This window comes from Amorphus coralli DSM 19760, from assembly GCF_000374525.1.
Classification (GTDB): domain Bacteria; phylum Pseudomonadota; class Alphaproteobacteria; order Rhizobiales; family Amorphaceae; genus Amorphus; species Amorphus coralli.
In genome coordinates this window covers 265563-284946 of record NZ_KB894574.1, presented here as the reverse complement: position 1 = coordinate 284946, position 19384 = coordinate 265563, and the positions used below count along the sequence as shown (strand labels likewise).

General features: G+C 66.0%; 15 protein-coding genes and 1 riboswitch. Of the genes, 10 read left to right on the top strand and 5 right to left on the bottom strand.

Annotation, left to right across the window (positions count from 1 at the left end):
* Positions 1-172 precede the first annotated feature (172 nt).
* The 5 genes from C507_RS0114365 (at position 173) to serA (ending at position 7641) form a co-directional block, all read left to right on the top strand.
* A complete protein-coding gene (locus C507_RS0114365; protein WP_018700405.1) occupies positions 173-934 on the top strand; it encodes an outer membrane protein in 762 nt (253 codons plus the stop codon).
* 152 nt (positions 935-1086) lie between these two features.
* On the top strand, positions 1087-2730 hold the full coding sequence (locus C507_RS0114360) for an inorganic phosphate transporter (protein WP_018700404.1): 1644 nt from the start codon (positions 1087-1089) through the stop codon (positions 2728-2730).
* A gap of 322 nt (positions 2731-3052) precedes the next feature.
* Positions 3053-4480, top strand: coding sequence for an alanine/glycine:cation symporter family protein (locus C507_RS0114355; protein WP_018700403.1), 1428 nt, complete (start codon positions 3053-3055; stop codon positions 4478-4480).
* A gap of 273 nt (positions 4481-4753) precedes the next feature.
* Positions 4754-5932, top strand: a complete 1179-nt coding sequence (locus C507_RS0114350) for a phosphoserine transaminase (protein ID WP_018700402.1) — start codon at positions 4754-4756, stop codon at positions 5930-5932.
* A 122-nt stretch (positions 5933-6054) separates the two neighbouring features.
* Positions 6055-7641, top strand: a complete 1587-nt coding sequence (gene serA, locus C507_RS0114345) for a phosphoglycerate dehydrogenase (RefSeq protein ID WP_018700401.1) — start codon at positions 6055-6057, stop codon at positions 7639-7641.
* A gap of 165 nt (positions 7642-7806) precedes the next feature.
* Here serA and C507_RS0114340 read toward each other — a convergent pair whose 3' ends face one another.
* Both C507_RS0114340 and C507_RS0114335 read right to left on the bottom strand, forming a co-directional pair.
* A complete protein-coding gene (locus C507_RS0114340) occupies positions 7807-8742 on the bottom strand; it encodes a DMT family transporter (RefSeq protein ID WP_051089781.1) in 936 nt (311 codons plus the stop codon).
* Positions 8743-8815: 73 nt separating this feature from the next.
* A complete protein-coding gene (locus C507_RS0114335; protein ID WP_018700399.1) occupies positions 8816-9733 on the bottom strand; it encodes a DMT family transporter in 918 nt (305 codons plus the stop codon).
* A gap of 206 nt (positions 9734-9939) precedes the next feature.
* Between C507_RS0114335 and C507_RS0114330 the strand changes: the two genes are divergently transcribed.
* The 4 genes from C507_RS0114330 to C507_RS0114315 all read left to right on the top strand — a co-directional run bounded on the left by C507_RS0114330 (position 9940) and on the right by C507_RS0114315 (position 15476).
* Positions 9940-11232 (top strand): adenylosuccinate synthase, encoded by a 1293-nt coding sequence (locus tag C507_RS0114330; protein WP_018700398.1) that lies wholly within the window; start codon positions 9940-9942, stop codon positions 11230-11232.
* 39 nt (positions 11233-11271) lie between these two features.
* Positions 11272-13263 (top strand): hypothetical protein, encoded by a 1992-nt coding sequence (locus tag C507_RS21460; RefSeq protein ID WP_156829315.1) that lies wholly within the window; start codon positions 11272-11274, stop codon positions 13261-13263.
* A 130-nt stretch (positions 13264-13393) separates the two neighbouring features.
* Positions 13394-13552, top strand: a riboswitch (TPP riboswitch).
* Between the two features lie 196 nt (positions 13553-13748).
* Positions 13749-14498, top strand: coding sequence for an ABC transporter permease (locus C507_RS0114320; protein WP_018700396.1), 750 nt, complete (start codon positions 13749-13751; stop codon positions 14496-14498).
* Positions 14499-14534: 36 nt separating this feature from the next.
* The gene (locus C507_RS0114315) at positions 14535-15476 is read left to right on the top strand and encodes an ABC transporter substrate-binding protein (protein WP_018700395.1); all 942 of its coding nucleotides are present in this window, start codon (positions 14535-14537) and stop codon (positions 15474-15476) included.
* A gap of 131 nt (positions 15477-15607) precedes the next feature.
* On the opposite strand, the gene C507_RS23130 is transcribed toward C507_RS0114315, so the two are convergent.
* The 3 genes from C507_RS23130 to C507_RS0114295 form a co-directional block, all read right to left on the bottom strand.
* The gene (locus tag C507_RS23130; protein WP_156829314.1) at positions 15608-16234 is read right to left on the bottom strand and encodes a glycosyltransferase family protein; all 627 of its coding nucleotides are present in this window, start codon (positions 16232-16234) and stop codon (positions 15608-15610) included.
* A 550-nt stretch (positions 16235-16784) separates the two neighbouring features.
* On the bottom strand, positions 16785-17747 hold the full coding sequence (locus tag C507_RS0114300) for an IS1595 family transposase (protein ID WP_018700393.1): 963 nt from the start codon (positions 17745-17747) through the stop codon (positions 16785-16787).
* Between the two features lie 114 nt (positions 17748-17861).
* Positions 17862-18392: a peroxiredoxin-like family protein gene (locus C507_RS0114295; RefSeq protein ID WP_018700392.1), complete on the bottom strand. Its 531-nt coding sequence runs from the start codon at positions 18390-18392 to the stop codon at positions 17862-17864.
* Positions 18393-18719: 327 nt separating this feature from the next.
* Here C507_RS0114295 and C507_RS0114290 point away from each other — a divergent pair, with 327 nt between their 5' ends.
* On the top strand, positions 18720-19355 hold the full coding sequence (locus tag C507_RS0114290) for a peroxiredoxin (RefSeq protein ID WP_018700391.1): 636 nt from the start codon (positions 18720-18722) through the stop codon (positions 19353-19355).
* Positions 19356-19384 lie beyond the last annotated feature (29 nt).

Below are 19384 nucleotides of genomic sequence, written 5' to 3'. Positions count from 1 at the left end.
CACTGCCTGCCCCGCGATCCGTGCGTCAGGGCTTCTCGCAGCCAGAGAGGCTCCTGCCGCCCGACCCGATCGTGGTTAATGGACACGGTTAACGCCCGTTTAACGCCCTTCGGCCCACTCTGTCGGAAAGATCGATTCGATCGTCCGTCACCGGTGGGGCGAGGGAGGCGACATGCACCGCCGCGTCTATGAACTTCTGTCTGCCAGCGCGCTCGCGCTGATCGTCACCGGCCTTCCGGCCCTTGCCGCCGAGCCGTCCGCGGACGCCGAAGCGCCGGTCCTCGAACACACCGACGATATCCTGCCCGACGAGGTGGAGCGGCGCGGCGCCTATGTCCGCTTCGACGTCGGCGGCATCTTCTCGCCTTCGCCCGGCGTGTCCATCGTCAACGCCCCGGCCGGGCTCGGCGCGGTGGACACCGGTACGCTCGATGCCCAGGTGAGCGTCGGTGCAGGTGTCGGATACCGCTTTTCCAACTGGTTCCGCAGCGATCTGTCCGTGGCCTTCTCGCCGGCCCGCGACTTTTCCGCCGACACGAACTGGACAGGCGGCGGCACAGGGTCGGTCACCGGGTCGATGACCTCGACCGCGGTACTTGCCTCCGCCTATGCCGAATTCGCTCCGGAAAGCTGGATCCGGCCCTATGTGGGCGGTGGCCTCGGCCTGGCCAGCGTGTCGCTGGATTCCGTCGAGGAGCGGACCCCGGCGGGCACCATCAACCGCTACGGCGACAAGTCGGACTGGAACTTCGCCTGGTCGGTGGCCACTGGCGTCACGCTGGATGTCTCCGAGGCGGTCGAACTGGATGCCGGCTACCGGTACATGAACTTCGGCAGCGCCGAGACCGGCCAAGACGCGCGCGGCAGCCACGTCTCCCTCGATACCCTCGAGGGCCACGAGTTCCGCATCGGCTTTCGGTATCTGTTCCGGTAGGTGTGCCACCTCCCGGCCCATGAGCCGGGAAAAAAGGCCGACGCCGAAAGATCGTGGGCATCCGGATGAATCCGCTGCCTGGCCTCCTTTCGTCATCGGCCCGTTACAGCAACTTTGCATGACCCAGGCTCCATATCGGGGTGGGGTCATCCATGCAGAAACAAGTTGCCGTCGCGGACGCGGCGTCGGAGCCGGACGCCGAGTCGCGGGTCGATCTCGATCGTCAGAGCAAGGGTCCGGCAGGGCCCATCATCTTCGTGCTGGTCCTGCTCGGCGGGCTGGCATTCGTTGTCTGGTCGATCGTCAAGGACATCGACGCCAGCGGAACGTCCACACTGGCGATCATTCCTTTCGCCCTGCTGCTCCTGGCGCTGCTGATTGCGCTCGGGTTCGAGTTCGTGAACGGGTTTCACGATACGGCGAATGCCGTTGCGACGGTGATCTACACCAACTCCCTACCGGCCCATTTCGCCGTCGTCTGGTCCGGCCTGTGGAATTTCCTCGGCGTGCTGGCCTCGTCCGGGGCCGTGGCCTTTGGCATCATCTCGCTTCTGCCGGTGGAACTGATCCTCAATGTCGGGTCCTCGGCCGGCATGGCGATGGTCTTCGCCCTCCTGATTGCCGCGATCATCTGGAATCTCGGGACCTGGTATCTGGGTCTGCCCGCCTCGTCCTCGCACACCCTGATCGGTTCGATCATCGGTGTCGGACTGGCCAATCAGCTTCTGCACGGGTTCAGCGGCACCTCCGGCGTCGACTGGAGCCAGGCCACCAAGATCGGCTACTCGCTTCTGTTCTCGCCGGTGATCGGCTTCATCGCCGCGGGCCTGCTGCTCGTCGCCCTGAAGGTGCTGGTCAAGAACCCGGATCTCTACCGTGAACCGAAGAAAAAGAAGGCGCCGCCGTGGTGGATCCGCAGCATCCTGGTGCTGACGTGCACCGGCGTGTCCTTTGCCCACGGTTCCAACGACGGGCAGAAGGGCATGGGTCTGATCATGCTCATCCTCATCGGCATCGTGCCAACCACCTACGCGCTGAACAAGGCGGTGTCGCCGGCGGACATGGCGCAGTTCCGCGCGCTCGCCCAGGTCACGGCGACGTCGCTGACCGAGGTGAGCGGCACGGGCGATGGCGGGGCGGCGCTGGCGCCGGGCGAGGATCCCCGGGCCACGCTCACCGCCTACGTGCGCGATCGCACGCTTGCGCCGGACACCGTGCCGGCCCTTGCGGCGATCACCCGGCAACTGGCGAGGGACGTGGCTGGTGCGCCGACGCTCGCGGACGTTCCGGCGTCTGCCGTGTCCAACGTGCGCAACGACATGTATCTGACCTCCGAGACGATCCGGGTCATGCTCAAGACCGGCGAACCGGCCTTCGATACCGAAACACGCCAGAACCTGCTGGCCTTCGAACGCTCGCTCGACGAGGCGACCAAGTTCATCCCGCTTTGGGTGAAGATCGCGGTGGCCATCGCCCTCGGGCTCGGGACGATGGTCGGCTGGAAGCGCATCGTCGTCACGGTCGGCGAAAAGATCGGCAAGACGCATCTCACCTACGCCCAGGGCGGTGCGGCGGAAGTGGTGGCCATGGGCACCATCCTCGCCGCCGATGGCTTCGGTCTGCCCGTCTCGACCACGCAAGTGCTGTCATCGGGCGTGGCCGGTACGATGGCGGCCAACGGCTCGGGGCTGCAGATGTCGACGGTGCGAAATCTCGCGCTGGCCTGGGTGCTGACGCTTCCGGCTGCGATCACGCTGTCCGGTGGGATCTATCTGCTGCTGTTGCAGATTTTCTGAAGACGGGGCGGCTGCCTGCGGTTGCCCGAATCCGACTGTCCGCGACGCTGCCGGTTGGCCGGCGGCGTCGCCCTGTCGCCGGCAGCATGCACGCCGGTCCGCGGCCCGGAATCGTTAACCGGAACCGGGACCATCCCTTGGCTGCCGCGGTCCCTCGCGTCTATGCTCGTGCAAGTCGTGACGGACGCACCGGGTGCGCCAGTCGCCGTGCCGACGCAAGAGCGAGCGCCGGGTCCATGTCGGGCCCGGTCAGACACACAGGTCTGACAGGACGGCGGGGCGAGCCTGCGTCCTGTTCGACCGGCCGCCAAGGGGCCGACACATGTCAGCGATCATCGACTTCCTCAATTCCATCCTCTGGGGCTATGTGCTGGTTTACGGCCTTCTCGCCGTCGGCATTTTCTTCACGCTGCGGCTGGGGTTCCTCCAGTTCCGGCACTTCCCGGAGATGTTCCGCGCGGTGCTGGGCTCCGGCGAGAACGACAAGTCCGGCATCACGCCCTTCCAGGCCCTGTGCACCAGCCTTGCGTCACGGGTCGGCACCGGCAATCTCGCCGGTGTTGCGGTGGCCCTGTCGCTGGGCGGCCCCGGCGCGATCTTCTGGATGTGGATGGTGGCGCTCGTCGGCATGGCGACGGCCTATTCGGAATCGACGCTCGCCCAGCTCTACAAGGTCAGGAACGACGAGGGGCAGTATCGCGGCGGCCCGGCCTTCTACCTGGCGCGCGGGCTCGGCGTGCCGTGGGCCGGGGCGGTGTTCTCCGTCTGCCTGATCCTGTCGTTCGGCCTCATCTTCAACGCGGTCCAGGCAAACTCCATTGCCGATGCCATGCAGGGCGCCTACGGCGTGCCGAAGCTCGGCGTCGGCCTGGTGGTTGCGGCGATGGCCGGCATCGTGATCTTCGGCGGCATTCGCCAGATCGCCCGGGTGGCGGAGGTCATCGTGCCGTTCATGGCCGGTGCCTATCTGCTCCTGGCGATCTTCATTCTGGTGATGAACATCACGGCGGTTCCGGGCGTCCTCGCCACCATCGTCGGCAGCGCATTCGGTCTTGAAGAGGCCGCAGGCGGCATCACCGGCGGCGTCATGGCGGCGCTGCTCAACGGCGTGAAGCGAGGCCTCTTCTCCAACGAGGCCGGCATGGGCTCGGCGCCGAACATCGCCGCCGTCGCCACGCCCGATCCGCATCACCCCTCCTCGCAGGGCCTGGTGCAGGCGCTGGGCGTGTTCATCGACACGATCCTCATCTGCACCGCGACGGCAATCATGATCCTGCTGTCGGGGGTACTCGATCCCTCCTCGGGCGTCACCGGCACCCAGCTCACTCAGGATGCGCTGACGGCGCAGATCGGCTCGTTCGGCGACGATTTCATCGCCATCGCGATCCTGTTCTTCGCCTTCACCTCGATCATCGGCAACTACTCCTACGCGGAAAACGCGATGACCTTCCTGGGGCTGGGTCACAAGCTGCAGCTGAACGTCCTGCGCGCGGCTGTGCTGGCCATGGTCGTCTGGGGGGCGATGCAGAGCGTGGCGACGGTGTTCAACACCGCCGACGCCTCCATGGGACTGATGGCAACCATCAACCTGATCGCCATCGTGCTCCTGTCCGGAACGGTGGTGAAGCTGACCCGGGACTATTTCGACCAGAAGAAGGAAGGGAAGGTGCCGCGCTTCCACGCGGCCGCCTATCCCGAGCTCGCCGGTCAGATCGACGAGGACATCTGGTCGGAGACCGATCCCGGCTGACCTGCGGGGAGGCTTTGGGCGTTCGTCCCGGCCTCCCTCCACCCTTTCATTGCGGCGGAATGACGCAGGCTTCGCGGCAGCTATCGGGCCCCTCGCGAAGCCGCGCCGCGCGTCGGTTTCGGGGCATGGAACAAGGGGGCATGCCTCCCTCAGAGGGTTGCGGAATCCGCGGCATCGTCTGCGGATCCGCTTGATTGCGACAGCGCTCGGGAGTATCGCCGTCCGTGGGACACCCCTCCCCAACGAGGGGCGACTATCTGGAAGGATAGCTCCATGAGCAGCACTGCCACGAAGCCGGACGTGCGTCCGGCCAATCCGAACTTTTCGTCCGGTCCTTGTGCCAAGCGGCCCGGCTGGTCGCTCGAAGCGCTGACGAATGCGGCTCTCGGCCGCTCGCACCGCGCCAAGATCGGAAAATCCAAGCTTCTCCAGGCAATCGAAGACACCCGCGAGGTTCTCGGGGTGCCGGCCGACTACAAGATCGGCATCGTGCCCGCGTCCGACACGGGCGCGGTCGAGATGGCCATGTGGTCGATGCTCGGCGCCCGCGGCGTCGACATGGTCGCCTGGGAATCCTTCGGCGAAGGCTGGGTCACCGATGCCCAGAAGCAGCTGAAGCTGGCCGACTGCCGGATCCTGAAGGCCGGCTACGGCGAGATCGTCGACTTCTCCGAGATCGATTTCGACCGCGACGTGGTGTTCACCTGGAACGGCACCACCTCCGGCGTGCGCGTGCCGACCGGCGACGCGATCCCGGCCGACCGCGCGGGCCTCACCATCTGCGACGCGACCTCCGCGGCGTTCGCCCAGGACCTGCCCTTCGACAAGCTCGATGTCGTGACCTTTTCCTGGCAGAAGGTGCTCGGCGGCGAGGCGGCGCACGGCATGCTGATCCTGTCGCCGCGCGCGGTGGAGCGTCTCGAGAGCTTCACGCCCGAGCGGCCGCTGCCGAAGATCTTCCGCATGACCAAGGGCGGCAAGCTCAACGAGGGCATCTTCAAGGGCGAGACGATCAACACGCCCTCCATGCTCTGCGTCGAGGACTATCTGGACGCGCTTTCCTGGTCGAAGTCGCTTGGCGGCAAGGAGGGCCTGTTCGCCCGTGCCGACGCCAATTTCGCAGCGATCGACGCCTGGGTGGCGAAGACCGACTGGGTCGACTTCCTGGCGGTGAAGCCGGAAACGCGCTCGAACACGAGCGTCTGCCTCAAGATCGTCGATCCCGACATCGCCGGGCGCTCCGACGACGAGCAGGCGGCCTTTGCCAAGGCGATGGTCACGCGTCTCGACAAGGAAGGCGTTGCCTACGACATCGGCGCCTATCGCGACGCCCCGGCGGGTCTTCGGATCTGGACCGGCGCGACGATCGAGGCATCCGATCTGGAAGCGCTCACCGCGTGGCTCGACTGGGCCTTCGCGGCGGAGAAGTCCGAGCTCGCCAAGGCCGCCTAGGCGCGCTCACGGCATTCGGCCGCCGGCCTCCGCCGGCGGTCCCTTCCCCATTCTTTTCATATCGCGCGCCCGGGCGGACCGCCCGGCCCAAGCTGCGCAATTGCCACCAGAGGATTGCTCCCATGGCTCCCAAGGTTCTGATTTCCGACAAGCTTTCGCCGACCGCCGTCGACATCTTCCGCAACCGTGGCATCGAGGTCACCTACGAGCCGGACCTCGGCAAGGACAAGGACAAGCTCGCCGAGATGATCGGCGACTTCGACGGTCTCGCCATCCGCTCGGCCACCAAGGTCACCGACAAGCTGCTGGAAAAGGCCGGCAACCTGAAGGTCATCGGCCGCGCCGGCATCGGCGTCGACAACGTGGACGTGCCGACCGCCACCAAGAAGGGCGTGATCGTCATGAACACGCCGTTCGGCAACTCCATCACGACGGCCGAGCACGCCATCGCGATGATGTTCTCCGTCGCCCGCCAGATCCCCGCCGCCGACGTCTCCACCCAGGCCGGCAAGTGGGAGAAGAACAAGTTCATGGGCGCCGAGATCACCGGCAAGACGCTGGGCGTGATCGGCTGCGGCAACATCGGTTCGATCGTGGCTGCCCGCGGCATCGGCCTGTCGATGCGCGTCATCGCTTTCGATCCGTTCCTGTCCGTCGACCGGGCGCTGGAGCTTGGGGTGGAGAAGGTGGAGCTCGACGAGCTGTTCCGCCGCGCCGACGTGCTGACCATGCACACGCCGCTCACCGACAAGACGCGCAACATCGTCGACGCCGCCGCCATCGAGAAGATGAAGGACGGCGTCATCATCATCAACTGCGCCCGCGGCGGCCTGATCGTCGAGGAGGACCTGCGCGCCGCCCTCGACTCCGGCAAGGTCGGCGGTGCCGGCATCGACGTGTTCTCCGAGGAGCCGGCCAAGGAGAACGTGCTGTTCGGTGCGCCGAACCTGGTCTGCACGCCGCACCTGGGCGCCGCCACCAGCGAGGCGCAGGAAAATGTTGCGCTCCAGGTTGCCGAGCAGATGTCCGACTACCTGCTGACCGGCGCCGTGACCAACGCCCTCAACATGCCGTCGATCTCGGCGGAAGAGGCGCCGCGGCTCACCCCGTTCGCCAAGCTCGCCGAGCAGCTCGGTTCCTTCGCCGGCCAGCTCACCGAGACCGGTCTCAAGGGCGTGCGCGTCGAGTATGAGGGCGACGTGGCGGAGATGAACATCCGCGCGCTGACCTCGGCGGCGCTGACCGGCCTGATGCGCCCGCTGCTGCAGGACGTCAACGCGGTGTCGGCGCCGGCGATCGCCCGCGAGCGCGGCATTGCGGTAGAAGAGGTCCGGCGCGAGCAGCGCGGCGCCTACGAGAACTACATCCGCTTGACGGTCATCACCGAGCGCCAGGAGCGGTCCGTTGCCGGCACCGTCTTCACCGACGGCAAGCCGCGCGTCATCCAGGTCAAGGGCATCAACATGGAAGCCGAGCTCGGCGACCACATGCTCTACGTCACCAACGAGGACAAGCCGGGCTTTATCGGCAAGCTGGGCACCACGCTCGGCGAGGCCGGCGTCAACATCGCCACTTTCAATCTCGGCCGTGACGCCCGCGGCGGCGAGGCCATCTGCCTGGTGGAGATCGACGAGCCGGTGAGCCCGGACGTGCTGAACGCGGTGAACGCGCTGCCGCTGGTGACCCAGGTGAAGCTGCTGTCGTTCTGAGCGATCTTCATTTCTCCCAGGACCGGACACCGGTCGACCTCGCGGCGGGCCCGAAAGGGTCCGCCGTTTTTCGTTGGGCAGATTGACGACGGGCCTTCCCCAGGCCCCCCCAGCGGAGGCGGAGGGCAGGGCGGTTGTGACTTCCAATGCTGCGGCTCAACACGCTCAGGCGCCAGCCGTGCGGCGCGGGCGTCGCAGCCGGCCCTGGGCAAGCGCAATGCCGCCGATGATCAGCACCATGCCGGCATAGTCGGCGAGGCCGAGCCGTTCGCCCAGGAAGATCGTGCCCAGCAGGATGGCGCTGACCGGCACCAGGTAGGTCACCAGGGAAGCGTTGGTGGCGCCGGCCGATCTCAGAATCGCGAAGTAGAGAAGATAGCCGAACGCGGAGGAGGCAAGCGCCAGCGCGAGCACCGCGGCGATCACCGCAGGGCTCGGCATGGCCAGCGTCCAGGGGACCTCGACGACCAGCGCGAGCGGGATCATCAGGAGGGTGGAGCCGGTGAGCTGGCCGGAGGCGATGGTGAGCGGCGGCGCCTGCATCCGGCGCGCGATCATCGCGGAGACACCATAGGAGCAGGCGGCGCCGAGGCAGGCGATCTGGGGCAGGATTGCGCTCCCGCTGCCGGCGCCGCTCAGCCCTGTGCCAAGCATCACCACCACACCGGTAAAGCCGAGCGCGATGCCGCCGATCTTCAGCGGCGTTGCCTTGTCGTCGGCGGTAAACGCCGTTGCCAGGACCATGGTGAAGATCGGCGTCGTGGCGTTGAGGATCGAGGCAAGCCCGGACGGGATCGACTGCTGGGCCCAGAACAGCAGCGAGAACGGGATGACGTTGTTGAAGATGCCGAGCACGACAAGTGCGGGAAAGCGCCGGTCGAGAAGCGGCGAGCCCATGCCCCGGGCGAAGAGCAGGACGTGCAGGGCCGCGGCTGCGATGCCCACCCGGAGCGCCACGAGGGTCAGCGGCGGAATCTCCGCCAGCGCGATCTTGGCGAAGAAGAAGGAGCCGCCCCAAAGGACGGACAGGGTGATCAGCATCGCCCAGTCGCGGGGCGACAGGACAAGCGGGCTCGGACGAGCGGTGCGGGTCGTGGTCATTGCCGGACCATGGGGCAGTGCAGGGGACCGAACCACCCGTTTTCCCACGACGGCCCGGACGGTGCCGGTGGCATCATCGGGGAGACCGTGCGAAACCGCGCGTGCGCTGGGAAACGACGATGCCTCCGGCGATCAGCACCCACCCGACGCCGTGATACCAGGCCGGTTCCTCGCCGAGGAACAGGATGGCGGCAATGGAGCCGAAAACCGGGATCAGGTGGAAGAAGGGCCCGGCCCTGTTGGGGCCGACCAGTTCGACGCCCCGGTTGAAGCAGAAATTCGCCACCACAGAGGGGAAGATCGCCACATAGAAGAGGGCGAACCAGGCCCCGGGCGTGTTCTCCGGCCGCGCTCCGCTGGACCATTCCCACAGAAAGGCGGGCATCAGCATGACAGAGCCCAGGAAGAAGATCACCGCCAGGAACGACATGGGATGCATCTGCGGCCGCGCCTTCAGAAGCGCCGAGTAGAAGCCATAGATGCCGAGGGCGACCACGATGATGGCGTCGCCCGGGTTGATCTCCAGTTCCAGCAGGGTGATCGGATTGCCGGCGGAGATGATCAGGACGACGCCCACGAAGGACACAGCGATGCCGGTGATCTGGAAGCGCGTGAGCCGGTCACCATAGAGAATCAGTGCGAACAGGGCGATCATCAGCGGCTGCACGGACTGCAGCAGCGCACCGTTGAGCGCCTCTGTATATTCCAGCCCCGTGTAGATGAGCGCGTTGTAGAGGGTCACGCCCGTCAGCGAGAGCAGCGCCAGCATGGGCAGGTTGCGGCGGATGTGCGGCCAGTCCTGGCGCAGCGCTGTCAGGGCAAAAGGCAGGATGATCAGAAAGGCCGCGGTCCAGCGAAACTGGGCCAGCGCGACCGGTGGCACCTTGCCCACGGCAAAGCGGCCAACGACGATGTTGCCGCCCCACATCATCGCCGTGACGGTCAGAAGCAGGTAGGGCTGACCGTAGATCAGCCGGCCGAGCGCGCGCATGGTTCACTCCCTCCCGAGGCGGTTCGGGCCGTTTCGCCGCGCCGCCCGTGCGCTTTTCCCCAGCCGTGCGCCTTGCAACCTGCGTCTTCGCCAGCCATGAATGCCCCGACTGTCATCAGGCTCCCGACAGCGCGTGGCTCGGCATCGTCCGAACGTCCCGGGGGTCTCGTCGTGCAACATTGAACTTCCAGGGGATTGTCCAGCCAATGGCCAACGTCGTCGTGGTCGGGTCGCAGTGGGGCGACGAAGGCAAAGGCAAAATTGTCGACTGGCTCTCCGAGCGGGCCGACATCGTGGTCCGATTCCAGGGCGGGCACAATGCCGGCCATACGCTGGTGGTCGGCAACCAGACCTACAAGCTCAGCCTGCTGCCGTCGGGTGTCGTCCGTGAGGGCAAGGTGTCGATCATCGGCAACGGTGTGGTGCTCGATCCGCATGCGCTGATGGAGGAAATCGGCCGGCTGCGCGACATGGGCGTCCAGCTCGGGCCGGACCGGCTGAAGATCGCCGAGAACGCCGCGCTGATCCTGTCGCTGCATCGCGAACTCGACCGGCACCGCGAAGAGGCCAGTGGCGCCGGCAAGATCGGCACCACCGGGCGCGGCATCGGCCCCGCCTACGAGGACAAGGTCGGGCGCCGCGCCATCCGGGTGCTCGATCTGGCCGAGCCGGACACGCTGCCCAACAAGATCGACCGGCTGCTGACCCACCACAACGCCCTGCGCAAGGGCCTTGGCGTCGAGCAGATCGAGCCGCAGACGCTTCTCGACGAGCTCACTTCGGTGGCGCCGCAGATCCTGCCCTATGTCGATGCGACCTGGCGGGCGCTGGACGATGCGCGCAAGGAAGGCAAGCGGGTTCTGTTCGAGGGCGCGCAGGGCACGCTGCTCGACATCGATCACGGCACCTATCCGTTCGTGACCTCGTCCAACACCGTTGCCGGCCAGGCTGCCGCGGGCTCGGGCATCGGCCCCTCCAGCCTCGGCTACGTTTTGGGTATCACCAAGGCCTACACCACCCGGGTCGGCTCGGGTCCGTTCCCCACCGAGCAGGAGAACGAGATCGGCGCCTTCCTCGGCGAGCGCGGCCGCGAATTCGGTACTGTCACCGGGCGCAAGCGCCGCTGCGGCTGGTTCGACGCCGTGCTGGTGCGCCAGGCAGTGGCGACGGGCGGCATCACCGGGCTGGCGCTGACCAAGCTCGACGTCCTCGACGGGCTTGACGAGTTGAAGATTTGCGTTCGCTATCGCCTCGACGGCAAGGAAATCGACCATCTTCCTGCCTCACAGGCGGCGCAATCCCGTGTCGAACCGGTGTATGAAACCATCGAGGGCTGGAAGGCCACGACCGCGGGTGCGCGCAAGTGGGCAGACCTTCCGGCGCAGGCAGTGAAATATGTGCGCCACGTCGAAGAACTGGTGGGCGCACCGATCGCACTTTTGTCGACCAGTCCCGAACGAGACGACACAATCCTTGTGGAAGACCCGTTTCGGGGCTAAGTCTCCGCAAACTCACAGCAATAGGGCCCCTCTCGCGCGATGGCGGATTTCCACACGGTCCTGAAACGAGCCGTCTCGGCTTTGCCGGACAAGAGCGGTCCCAACCGGCGGGCCGTCTACGACAAGGCCCGCAAGGCGCTCCTGAAGCAGTTGCAGAGCCTCGACCCGCCGCTGCCGGCGCAAGAGGTGACGCAGCAGCGGCTTGCTCTGGAAGATGCGATCCGCAAGCTCGAGGCGGAAATCGCCCGTGCCGGGCGGTCGACGCCGTCGGCTGCCTCACCGACCGCCCCTGCTGCCGCGCGCCCGAGTGCGCCGCCGCGTCCGGCTCCCCCGCGCCCCGCTCCCCCGCTGGCCCAGCCGGATGCGGACGACGACGAGCAGCCGACGCCGGCCCCGAGGGCTGCTGCGCCCCGGGCCCCGGTCGCCGCGCCGCGCGCCAACGCTCCGACCGTGACGCCCCGTGCTCCCACGGCGGCTCCGCCCCGCCCTGCCGCTCCGGCCGTTGATGCGGCGGACGAGGACGCGTCAGCGGAGATCCCTGTGGCGGATGTGCCGCAGCGCCGTCGCGAGCCGACGCTCGGCCGTCCCGCGGCTCCGTCATCGGAGCCTGAGGCCGAAGAACTCGGAACGGAGGCTGCCGACGACGCTTCCGATACGACCTCCGGTCGCCGGGGCGCGTTCCGCCGGCCATTCGGTCGCGGCGATGCCGGCCGAGGCGCACCCGCCGTTCCGCCCGAAGCGGGACCGCAGGACGATCTCAGCGACGAGGAAATCGAGGAAGCGGCGGCCGAGGCCGAAGAGCCGGCCATCGCTCCGACCGCCGATCGCCGCGGCTGGCTGCGCCGCCGCAAGGGGACTCCGGAGCCGACGGTCACGCTGGCCGCAGCCGATCCCGATCCGCAGGCCGACGAGTCCTACGCCGACGACGGCCAGGACGGGTTGCGCGAGGACGACGGCTACGAAGACGAGGCCTATGAGGACGAGGCCTACGACGACGGTTACGACGATGGGGGCTATGACGAGCCCTACTACGCGGAGGAGGAGCAGGGCCGCCGGCGCAGCTTCCGCTGGCTGGTCGCGCCGATCATCATCATCGTGATCCTCGGTGCGGGCGCGCTCGCGCTCTACACCCAGCGCGACACCATCATGGCGATGGTCACGTCGCCGTCCGGAGAGACGAGCGAGCCGGCCTCTTCGTCCGAAACCACCGCCTCCGGGGAAACGGCGGCAGACGCCGATTCCAACAAGATTTCCGACCGGATCGGCGCTCCGTCCGAGAACGAGGCCGCCCCGGTTGTTGCGCCCGACGCCCGGACGGTGAAGACCACCCGGGTGGTCACTCCGCGCAACGGCAACGGCGAGCCGGCGGCCTCTAACCAGGCCCTACCGGGCACGGCTCCTGCCCAGTCGCCAGCGGCAACCGGCACGTCGCAGACCGCGACCGCTCCCGCCGAGGATGTCCGCGACTCCACGCCCGCCCCCGCCGACGGCACGTTCGAGGCCGTGCTCTACGAGGAAGGGGCCAGCGCGGCCCAGGGCGGCAATGCCCTGCGCGGCACGCTCGACTGGCAGTACACGGAGGAATCCATCGGCGGGCAGCCCCCCGAGCCGGTGGTGAAGGCCACGCTGCGCGTACCGGACCGCGACATGACCGTCGACCTCCTGTTCCGCAAGAACAGCGATTCGGCGTTGCCGGCGAGCCACCTGATCGAGGCGCAGTTCAACCTGTCGGACGACTTCCCCGGCGGTGGCATCGCCAACGTGCCCGGTCTGATCATGAAGCAGACCGAGGCGGCGCAGGGAAATGCGCTGCTGGGTGCGTCGGCGAAGGTGTCGGACAATCTCTTCTGGATCGCCCTGTCGGCCTCCGACGCGGACCAGCAGAAGAATTTGCAGCTGCTGAAGGACCGCAGCTGGATCGACATCCCGCTGCTCTACACCAATGGCGGCCGCGCCATCCTGACGCTCGACAAGGGGCCTGACGGGGCCGAGGCGATCGACCAGGCCCTTGCGGCCTGGGGAGAAGGCTGAGGCCGGCGGTGCCCTCTGGGCTTTGAGTTGACAGAGGGCCGGTCCGGCAACGGGCCGGCCCTTTTTCGTGTGGGTAGAGTGGCTTGCGGTCCGGCCCCTTGCGAAAGCGGACCGGATCGGGCAACAATCAACGCGTTCCGAGGGGTGCTCGCCCCATTTGACGTGGAGCATGTCCCGCACGGCCTGGCCGTGCGGACAGGCTTTGGCGAGCTGAGATGGCGCCCGGTGTGCCGAACCCTTTGAACCTGATCCGGGTCATACCGGCGAAGGGACGGACACCTGCCGACCGCTCGTCATCCCGGGTCTTCCGATTCCGACGTTTCAGGACGGTAGATCCCATGCGCCTTGTCTTCCCCGCCTGCCACCGCCCGCCCGACAGGGCTCGTTGCGCCGTTGCTGTGACGGTGCGTCCACGCGTGGTCACGCCGCTGTCGGCCGCACCCGCAGCCGCCCGGGTTCCGGCCTAGCCGCCAGCGACCCGCGTCATGGCCCGATCCTTCCTGCGTGCCGTCCTGGTGACGGTCGGCCTGCTCCTGGTGTGGGAGGCGGTGGTGCGCGTGTTCGCGCTGCCGGCCTTCATCCTGCCGTCGCCCGTACGGGTGGCGGGCGCCTTCCAGGAGCGCGGCGCCTATCTCCTCGACAACACGCTCGTGACCCTGTCGGAGATCCTGCTGGGCTTCGTCATCGGATCGTTGCTGGGTGCGGCCACGGCGCTCGCCATGAGCGCGGTACCGTTGGCGCGGCGCCTGATCCTGCCGGCGGTGATCGTCACCCAGGCGTTGCCGGTGTTCGCCATCGCGCCGCTGCTGGTGCTGTGGTTCGGCTATGGCATGGCCTCGAAGATCGTGATGGCGACGCTGATCATCTACTTCCCCGTCGCCTCCGCCTTTCATGACGGGCTGTCGCGCACCGATCCGGGCCTGATCGATCTGGCCCGGCTCAACCGGGCCGGCCCGCTGCAGACGCTCGCCCTGTTCCGCATGCCGGCCGCCCTGCCGAGCCTTCTCTCCGGCCTGAAGGTCGCCGCCGCCGTCGCTCCGATCGGCGCGGTGGTGGGCGAATGGGTCGGTTCGTCCGCCGGCCTCGGCTTCGTGATGCTGCAGGCCAATGCCCGGCTGCAGTCCGACGTTCTGTTCGCTGCGCTGTTCTGCCTCGCCACCATGGCGGTGGCGCTTCGGCTTGGCGTCGATGCCGCGGCCAGGCGGCTGGCGCCGTGGGCGCCCGAAACCCTCTAGCTCCAACTTAGATCAAGACGAAAGGGAGACTGCCCGATGTATCGCCTCGCCACCGCGGCGCTTGCCGCAGCCCTGGCCTTCGCCGCTCCGGCGGCGGCGCAGACCACCAAGCTGACCGTGCTTCTCGACTGGTACATGAACCCGGACCACGCACCGCTGGTCGTTGCTCAGGAAATAGGGTTCTTCGCCGATCAGGGTCTCGAGATCGAGCTGGTGACGCCGTCCGACCCCAGCGCGCCGCCACGGCTCGTTGCCGCCGGCAAGGGTGATATCGCAATCACCTACCAGCCCAACCTCTACCAGCAGGTCGAGGAAGGGCTGGAGCTGACGCGCATTGGAACCCTGGTCGCAACGCCGCTGAACACGCTCGTCGCGCTCAAGGGCGGCTCCATCGAGACGCTCGAGGATCTCAAGGGCAAGACGGTGGGCTATTCCGTCGCCGGTTTCGAGGATGCGCTCCTGGAAGCGATGCTCGGCTCGGTTGACCTGTCCATCGACGACGTCACCCTGGTCAACGTGAACTTCTCGCTGACGCCTGCCCTGATGTCCCGGCAGGTGGATGCGGTGATCGGCGCCTACCGGAATTTCGAGTTCACCCAGCTGCGGCTTGAGGGTGCGGAGGGCGTCGCCTTCTATCCGGAAGAGCACGGCGTGCCGACTTATGACGAGCTGATCTTCGTCGCCCGCAACGACCGGCTCGAGGAGCCCGCGATGGCCGCCTTCCTGGCCGCCATCGAGAAGGCGGTGACCTGGCAGACCAATCACCCGGACGAGGCGCTGGCCGTCTTCCTTGAGGCGTATCCGGATCTCGACGACGAGCTCAACCGGGAAGCCTTCCGCGACACGCTGCGCCGCTTCGCGCTGCGCCCGTCGGCGCTCGATATCGCCCGCTACGAGCGCTTCGGCACCTTCATGAAGGAGCGCGGCCTGGTGAAGGACACCGTTCCGGTGGACCGCTTTGCGGTCCAGCTACCGTAGCGGCGGTCAAGATCGAGGAAGCCGGCCCGAGGGCCGGCTTCCGAACGGTGCGGGGCCTAATTATATACGTGACAAAGCAGGTGAGATGTGCGAATCAAATGGCCGACAGGCCGGCATTCGATTTGAGGGGACTACTCAGGATCTTTTTCGGGAGAGCTGTCAGTGGTGGCAAGAAAGCCTAGGAGACCGAGTCCCATCGGATTGGACGCTCCTGCCGACGCTGGTGGAGGCGTATATGTCCGAAGTACTTCGATTAGAGTCTGCTGATCTCTCTTCTCTTTCAGAAGATCGATTGTGATTTGCAGTAAGTCGTTCGAAACTTGCAGGCAGGCGTCCGTCAGGCTATCAATCGAGGATACAAGTTCTTCTCCGGACTTACCCTTTATGTGGCCTCTCTCATGAAATGGGTGAACACTTTTAGGGTCATGATCGTCCATAAAGACGATATGAAGAATATCGTTTCGCCGCCCGGAGAGGCCATTTATTTTGCCGAGTATCGTCATCGCCTGTTTGGCGGCGGCGGCATTTTTCCGCTTGAGGCGGGTCTCAACAAGCGCGCCCAGCATGTCGCGCTGTGAGCGGTCTGATGTGATACAGAAGAAGGCTGCTTTCGCGGACTCCTCGTCAAGCCCGCTCAGGAACTGAAAGAGCTGATAGACGGAGAAGGATACGTTGTTCCAAGCTATCGTGGCGCGTCCGACTGCTCGCGGAACGCGATCCCTATCAATCCCGAAGATGGCGGACGCTTCGAAATCCATGGCGAACTCTCCGCGCAAAGATGAGCAGGAAAGGCGCGACGACGTATTGCGTCGCCTGCTTCAAACCCCGCCCGATCCTAAGGGCGGAAAGCCGAAGGGCAAAGAGAAGCCGAAGGGGGAGAAGTCTGGCGGATAATTCCGCTGTTGGCGTACCGCGAATCCGGTTTATGCTGGCCGCATAAAAAGAGACCCCGCCGAAGCGGGGTCAAGGTTGGGGTCGGTGCTACCTCTTTGGGTAGCTTCGGCAGTGCTCTCGGACAAACTCTGTCTGTCCGTTCCGTACACGCACGTAGCATGTGACGTGTACAGCCTTAGGCAATGAACATTGCAGCATGTTCATTCCTCCGGCCGGGTTGCTCCCCGGCTTGACCGGGCACGCGGGATTGCGCCCCGCCTCATTGGGCGCGGTCCCGTGGCCGGTTTCGGAGCTGCCGAATTAAGACTTACGTGATTCTTGCTGGAAGGCGAGTCCGCTGGACGTTCTGGCTTTGATCTCTGTGGACGGTTTTTCCTTGCGCGCCTTCTTCGGGCGAGCTTCCTCGCCTTTTGCCTAAGCGTGCGCGGCTTCGTCAGTCCGCCGATAGGTGAGGCGCTTGCCCTCGATGCGCTTAAGGATGCGATCCGAGCGCTCCCAATCGCTGACCTTGAGGCCAACGCGATTGTTGTAGCGGAAGCCGAACTCGGCGAGGTAGCGGTGCAGGTGCTTCTCAGAGCAGTGCTGATAGACGCCCTTCATGCCGCGCTTGAACACTGAGAACACGTTCTCAATCGTGTTGGTATGGACCACGCCGCGCACGTACTCGCCAGCGGAGTGCTTCACAGTGTGGTGCTCGCGGTACTCGCGGCCGGTGATCGTGTAGAGGCGGCTTTCGTCCGTATAGAGCGTGGTGTCACGCGAGACGTTGCGGACGAGGATATCGCGCACGCTGTCGCGGTTGGCCTTATCGACGTGGAACATGCGGACCGAACCGCCGCGCTCCACCAGAGCGACGACAGCGCGCTTGTGTGTTGCCTTGCCGCTCTTGAGGAACGGACGGCCGCTGGTGGTCATGGTCGGTGCCGGGCCTTCCTTGGTGCCGAAATAGGTTTCGTCCGCCTCGACGGTCTTGCCTTCGCCACCCATCGGGCCATCGGAGCTGTCGTCCTTCATGGCCTCGCGAATGCGGTGCGCCATGAACCATGCGGTCTTGTAGGTAACGCCGAGCATACGGTGAAGCTGATGGGCGCTGATGCCCTTCTTGCTGGCAGCCATCAGGTGCGTTGCGAGAAGCCACTTGTTCAGCGGGATCTTGGAGCGCTCAAAGACGGTGCCGACCGTCACCGTGAACTGCTCACGGCACGCGGCGCACTGATAGAGGCCGGGGCGATGGGACTTGCCCTGGAGCGCCCGGATCTTCGCAGGATCGGCATTGCCGCAGTGAGGGCAGATCGCGCCATTCGGCCAGCGCAGCGCCTCAAGGTGCTCGCGGGCCTTGTCCTTGTCCTGGAAGATCGGGTTGTTCAGGTCGGTCATCGTCGTTCCCTTTCGATAATGGGAATGTGCGATTTGCGGCCTGCTTTGTCAAGTATATAATTAGGGTGCGGGGCTCTCCGGACGGAAACCCGGTTCGCCCTTTTCCTTGATTTGCTAGATCGTCTCGACCTCGCCGCGGGCCGGGTAGTCGTTCTGGATGACGAAATCGAGGGCACCCGGGAGGTCGCCCAGCGGCGGCCGCGCGAACGGCATGGTCTGGACCGAGCCGAAATAGAGCGTTCCGTCTGGCTTCACGAAGAACAGGCCCGGCTCGGCGAACAGCTCGGGCTCCTTGTTGCGGCCGCTCGAAATGTAGAGGCCCCACTTGCGCGCCGTGGCAAGGTCGAGACCGTAGGCCACGGACAGCTGGTCCAAACCCCAGTCGGCCTTCGCCTGCTCGGCCTTTTCCTGGTCGTCGGTGGAAATGGCGACGACGCTGACGCCGCGCTTTTCAAACTCCGGCAGCAGCGACTGCAGCTGACCCAGGTAGCGCTTGCAGATCGGGCAGTGCAGGCCGCGATAGACCACGACGAGGGTGAAATTCTCGCCCTTGTTGGCATCGAGCGACCAGGTGCCGCCGCCCACCAGCGGGAGCGTCAGGTCGGGAACGGGTTGCCGGGGGAGGAGCGGGGTGATGTCTGACATGAAGGTCTCCTGTGGTCGGCCGGCTCGGCTCGGCCGTTCGATCGGACGCACATTGGGTGCCATAGCACGTTATACCAGAGGGCAGGGTGTCGGATCGGCTGCGGACGCCGGTCAAACCGGCGTGAAGCCAACGCCGCCGGAGGCGTGGGGTTCGCCGGTCGCGACCCAGGCCCTCGGCCGTGCTATAGGCAGAAATGCAGGCGTTCCCCCAGTGCGGGACAAGAGAGGATAGCGTTCCCCGCCGCGCGGCGAAGTCGCACGGCTATTTCCTCGACGCCCGGCAGATTCAGGTCCACATAGACGGAACAGCAGTGAAGGAGGTCACTCATGGCTTTGCTTATCGGCGATACCGCACCGGACTTCGAGGTCGACTCCACCGAGGGTTCGATCAAGTTCCACGACTATATCGACGGCTCGTGGGCGGTCCTGTTCTCCCACCCGGCCGATTTCACGCCGGTCTGCACCACCGAGCTCGGCTACACGGCCAAGCTGAAGTCCGACTTCGCCAAGCGCAACGTCAAGGTTCTCGGCGTGTCGGTCGACCCGCTCGACGATCACGAGCGCTGGTCCAAGGACATCGAGGAGACCCAGGGCACCGCACTGAATTTCCCGCTGATTGCGGATCCGGGCCGGGTCGTTGCTTCGCTCTACGACATGATCCATCCGAACGCGGACAACACGTTCACGGTCCGCTCGGTGTTCATCATCGGCCCGGACAAGAAGATCAAGGCGACCTTCGCCTATCCGGCGTCCTCGGGCCGGAACTTTGACGAGATCCTGCGACTCATCGACAGCCTTCAGCTCACCGCCAAGCATCAGGTCGCGACGCCGGTTAACTGGAAGTCGGGTGAGGACGTCATCATCGTGCCGTCCGTCTCCGACGAGGAGGCGAAAAAGAAGTTCCCGGACGGCTGGAAGGCTGTGAAGCCCTATCTGCGCCTGGTGCCGCAGCCGAAGGACTGATCGGCCGACTACGGTTTGCCGGCCAGAGA

Excerpts from the sequence above, each read along its gene's own strand:
- C507_RS21460 (WP_156829315.1), top strand. The coding sequence starts at position 11,272 with ATGGCGGATTTCCACACGGTCCTGAAACGAGCCGTCTCGGCTTTGCCG.
- C507_RS0114295 (WP_018700392.1), bottom strand. The coding sequence starts at position 18,392 with ATGTCAGACATCACCCCGCTCCTCCCCCGGCAACCCGTTCCCGACCTG.
- C507_RS0114355 (WP_018700403.1), top strand. The coding sequence starts at position 3,053 with ATGTCAGCGATCATCGACTTCCTCAATTCCATCCTCTGGGGCTATGTG.
- C507_RS0114335 (WP_018700399.1), bottom strand. The coding sequence starts at position 9,733 with ATGCGCGCGCTCGGCCGGCTGATCTACGGTCAGCCCTACCTGCTTCTG.
- C507_RS0114300 (WP_018700393.1), bottom strand. The coding sequence starts at position 17,747 with ATGACCGACCTGAACAACCCGATCTTCCAGGACAAGGACAAGGCCCGC.
- C507_RS0114330 (WP_018700398.1), top strand. The coding sequence starts at position 9,940 with ATGGCCAACGTCGTCGTGGTCGGGTCGCAGTGGGGCGACGAAGGCAAA.
- C507_RS0114360 (WP_018700404.1), top strand. The coding sequence starts at position 1,087 with ATGCAGAAACAAGTTGCCGTCGCGGACGCGGCGTCGGAGCCGGACGCC.
- C507_RS0114365 (WP_018700405.1), top strand. The coding sequence starts at position 173 with ATGCACCGCCGCGTCTATGAACTTCTGTCTGCCAGCGCGCTCGCGCTG.
- serA (WP_018700401.1), top strand. The coding sequence starts at position 6,055 with ATGGCTCCCAAGGTTCTGATTTCCGACAAGCTTTCGCCGACCGCCGTC.
- C507_RS0114290 (WP_018700391.1), top strand. The coding sequence starts at position 18,720 with ATGGCTTTGCTTATCGGCGATACCGCACCGGACTTCGAGGTCGACTCC.
- C507_RS0114350 (WP_018700402.1), top strand. The coding sequence starts at position 4,754 with ATGAGCAGCACTGCCACGAAGCCGGACGTGCGTCCGGCCAATCCGAAC.
- C507_RS0114340 (WP_051089781.1), bottom strand. The coding sequence starts at position 8,742 with ATGACCACGACCCGCACCGCTCGTCCGAGCCCGCTTGTCCTGTCGCCC.
- C507_RS23130 (WP_156829314.1), bottom strand. The coding sequence starts at position 16,234 with ATGGATTTCGAAGCGTCCGCCATCTTCGGGATTGATAGGGATCGCGTT.
- C507_RS0114320 (WP_018700396.1), top strand. The coding sequence starts at position 13,749 with ATGGCCCGATCCTTCCTGCGTGCCGTCCTGGTGACGGTCGGCCTGCTC.
- C507_RS0114315 (WP_018700395.1), top strand. The coding sequence starts at position 14,535 with ATGTATCGCCTCGCCACCGCGGCGCTTGCCGCAGCCCTGGCCTTCGCC.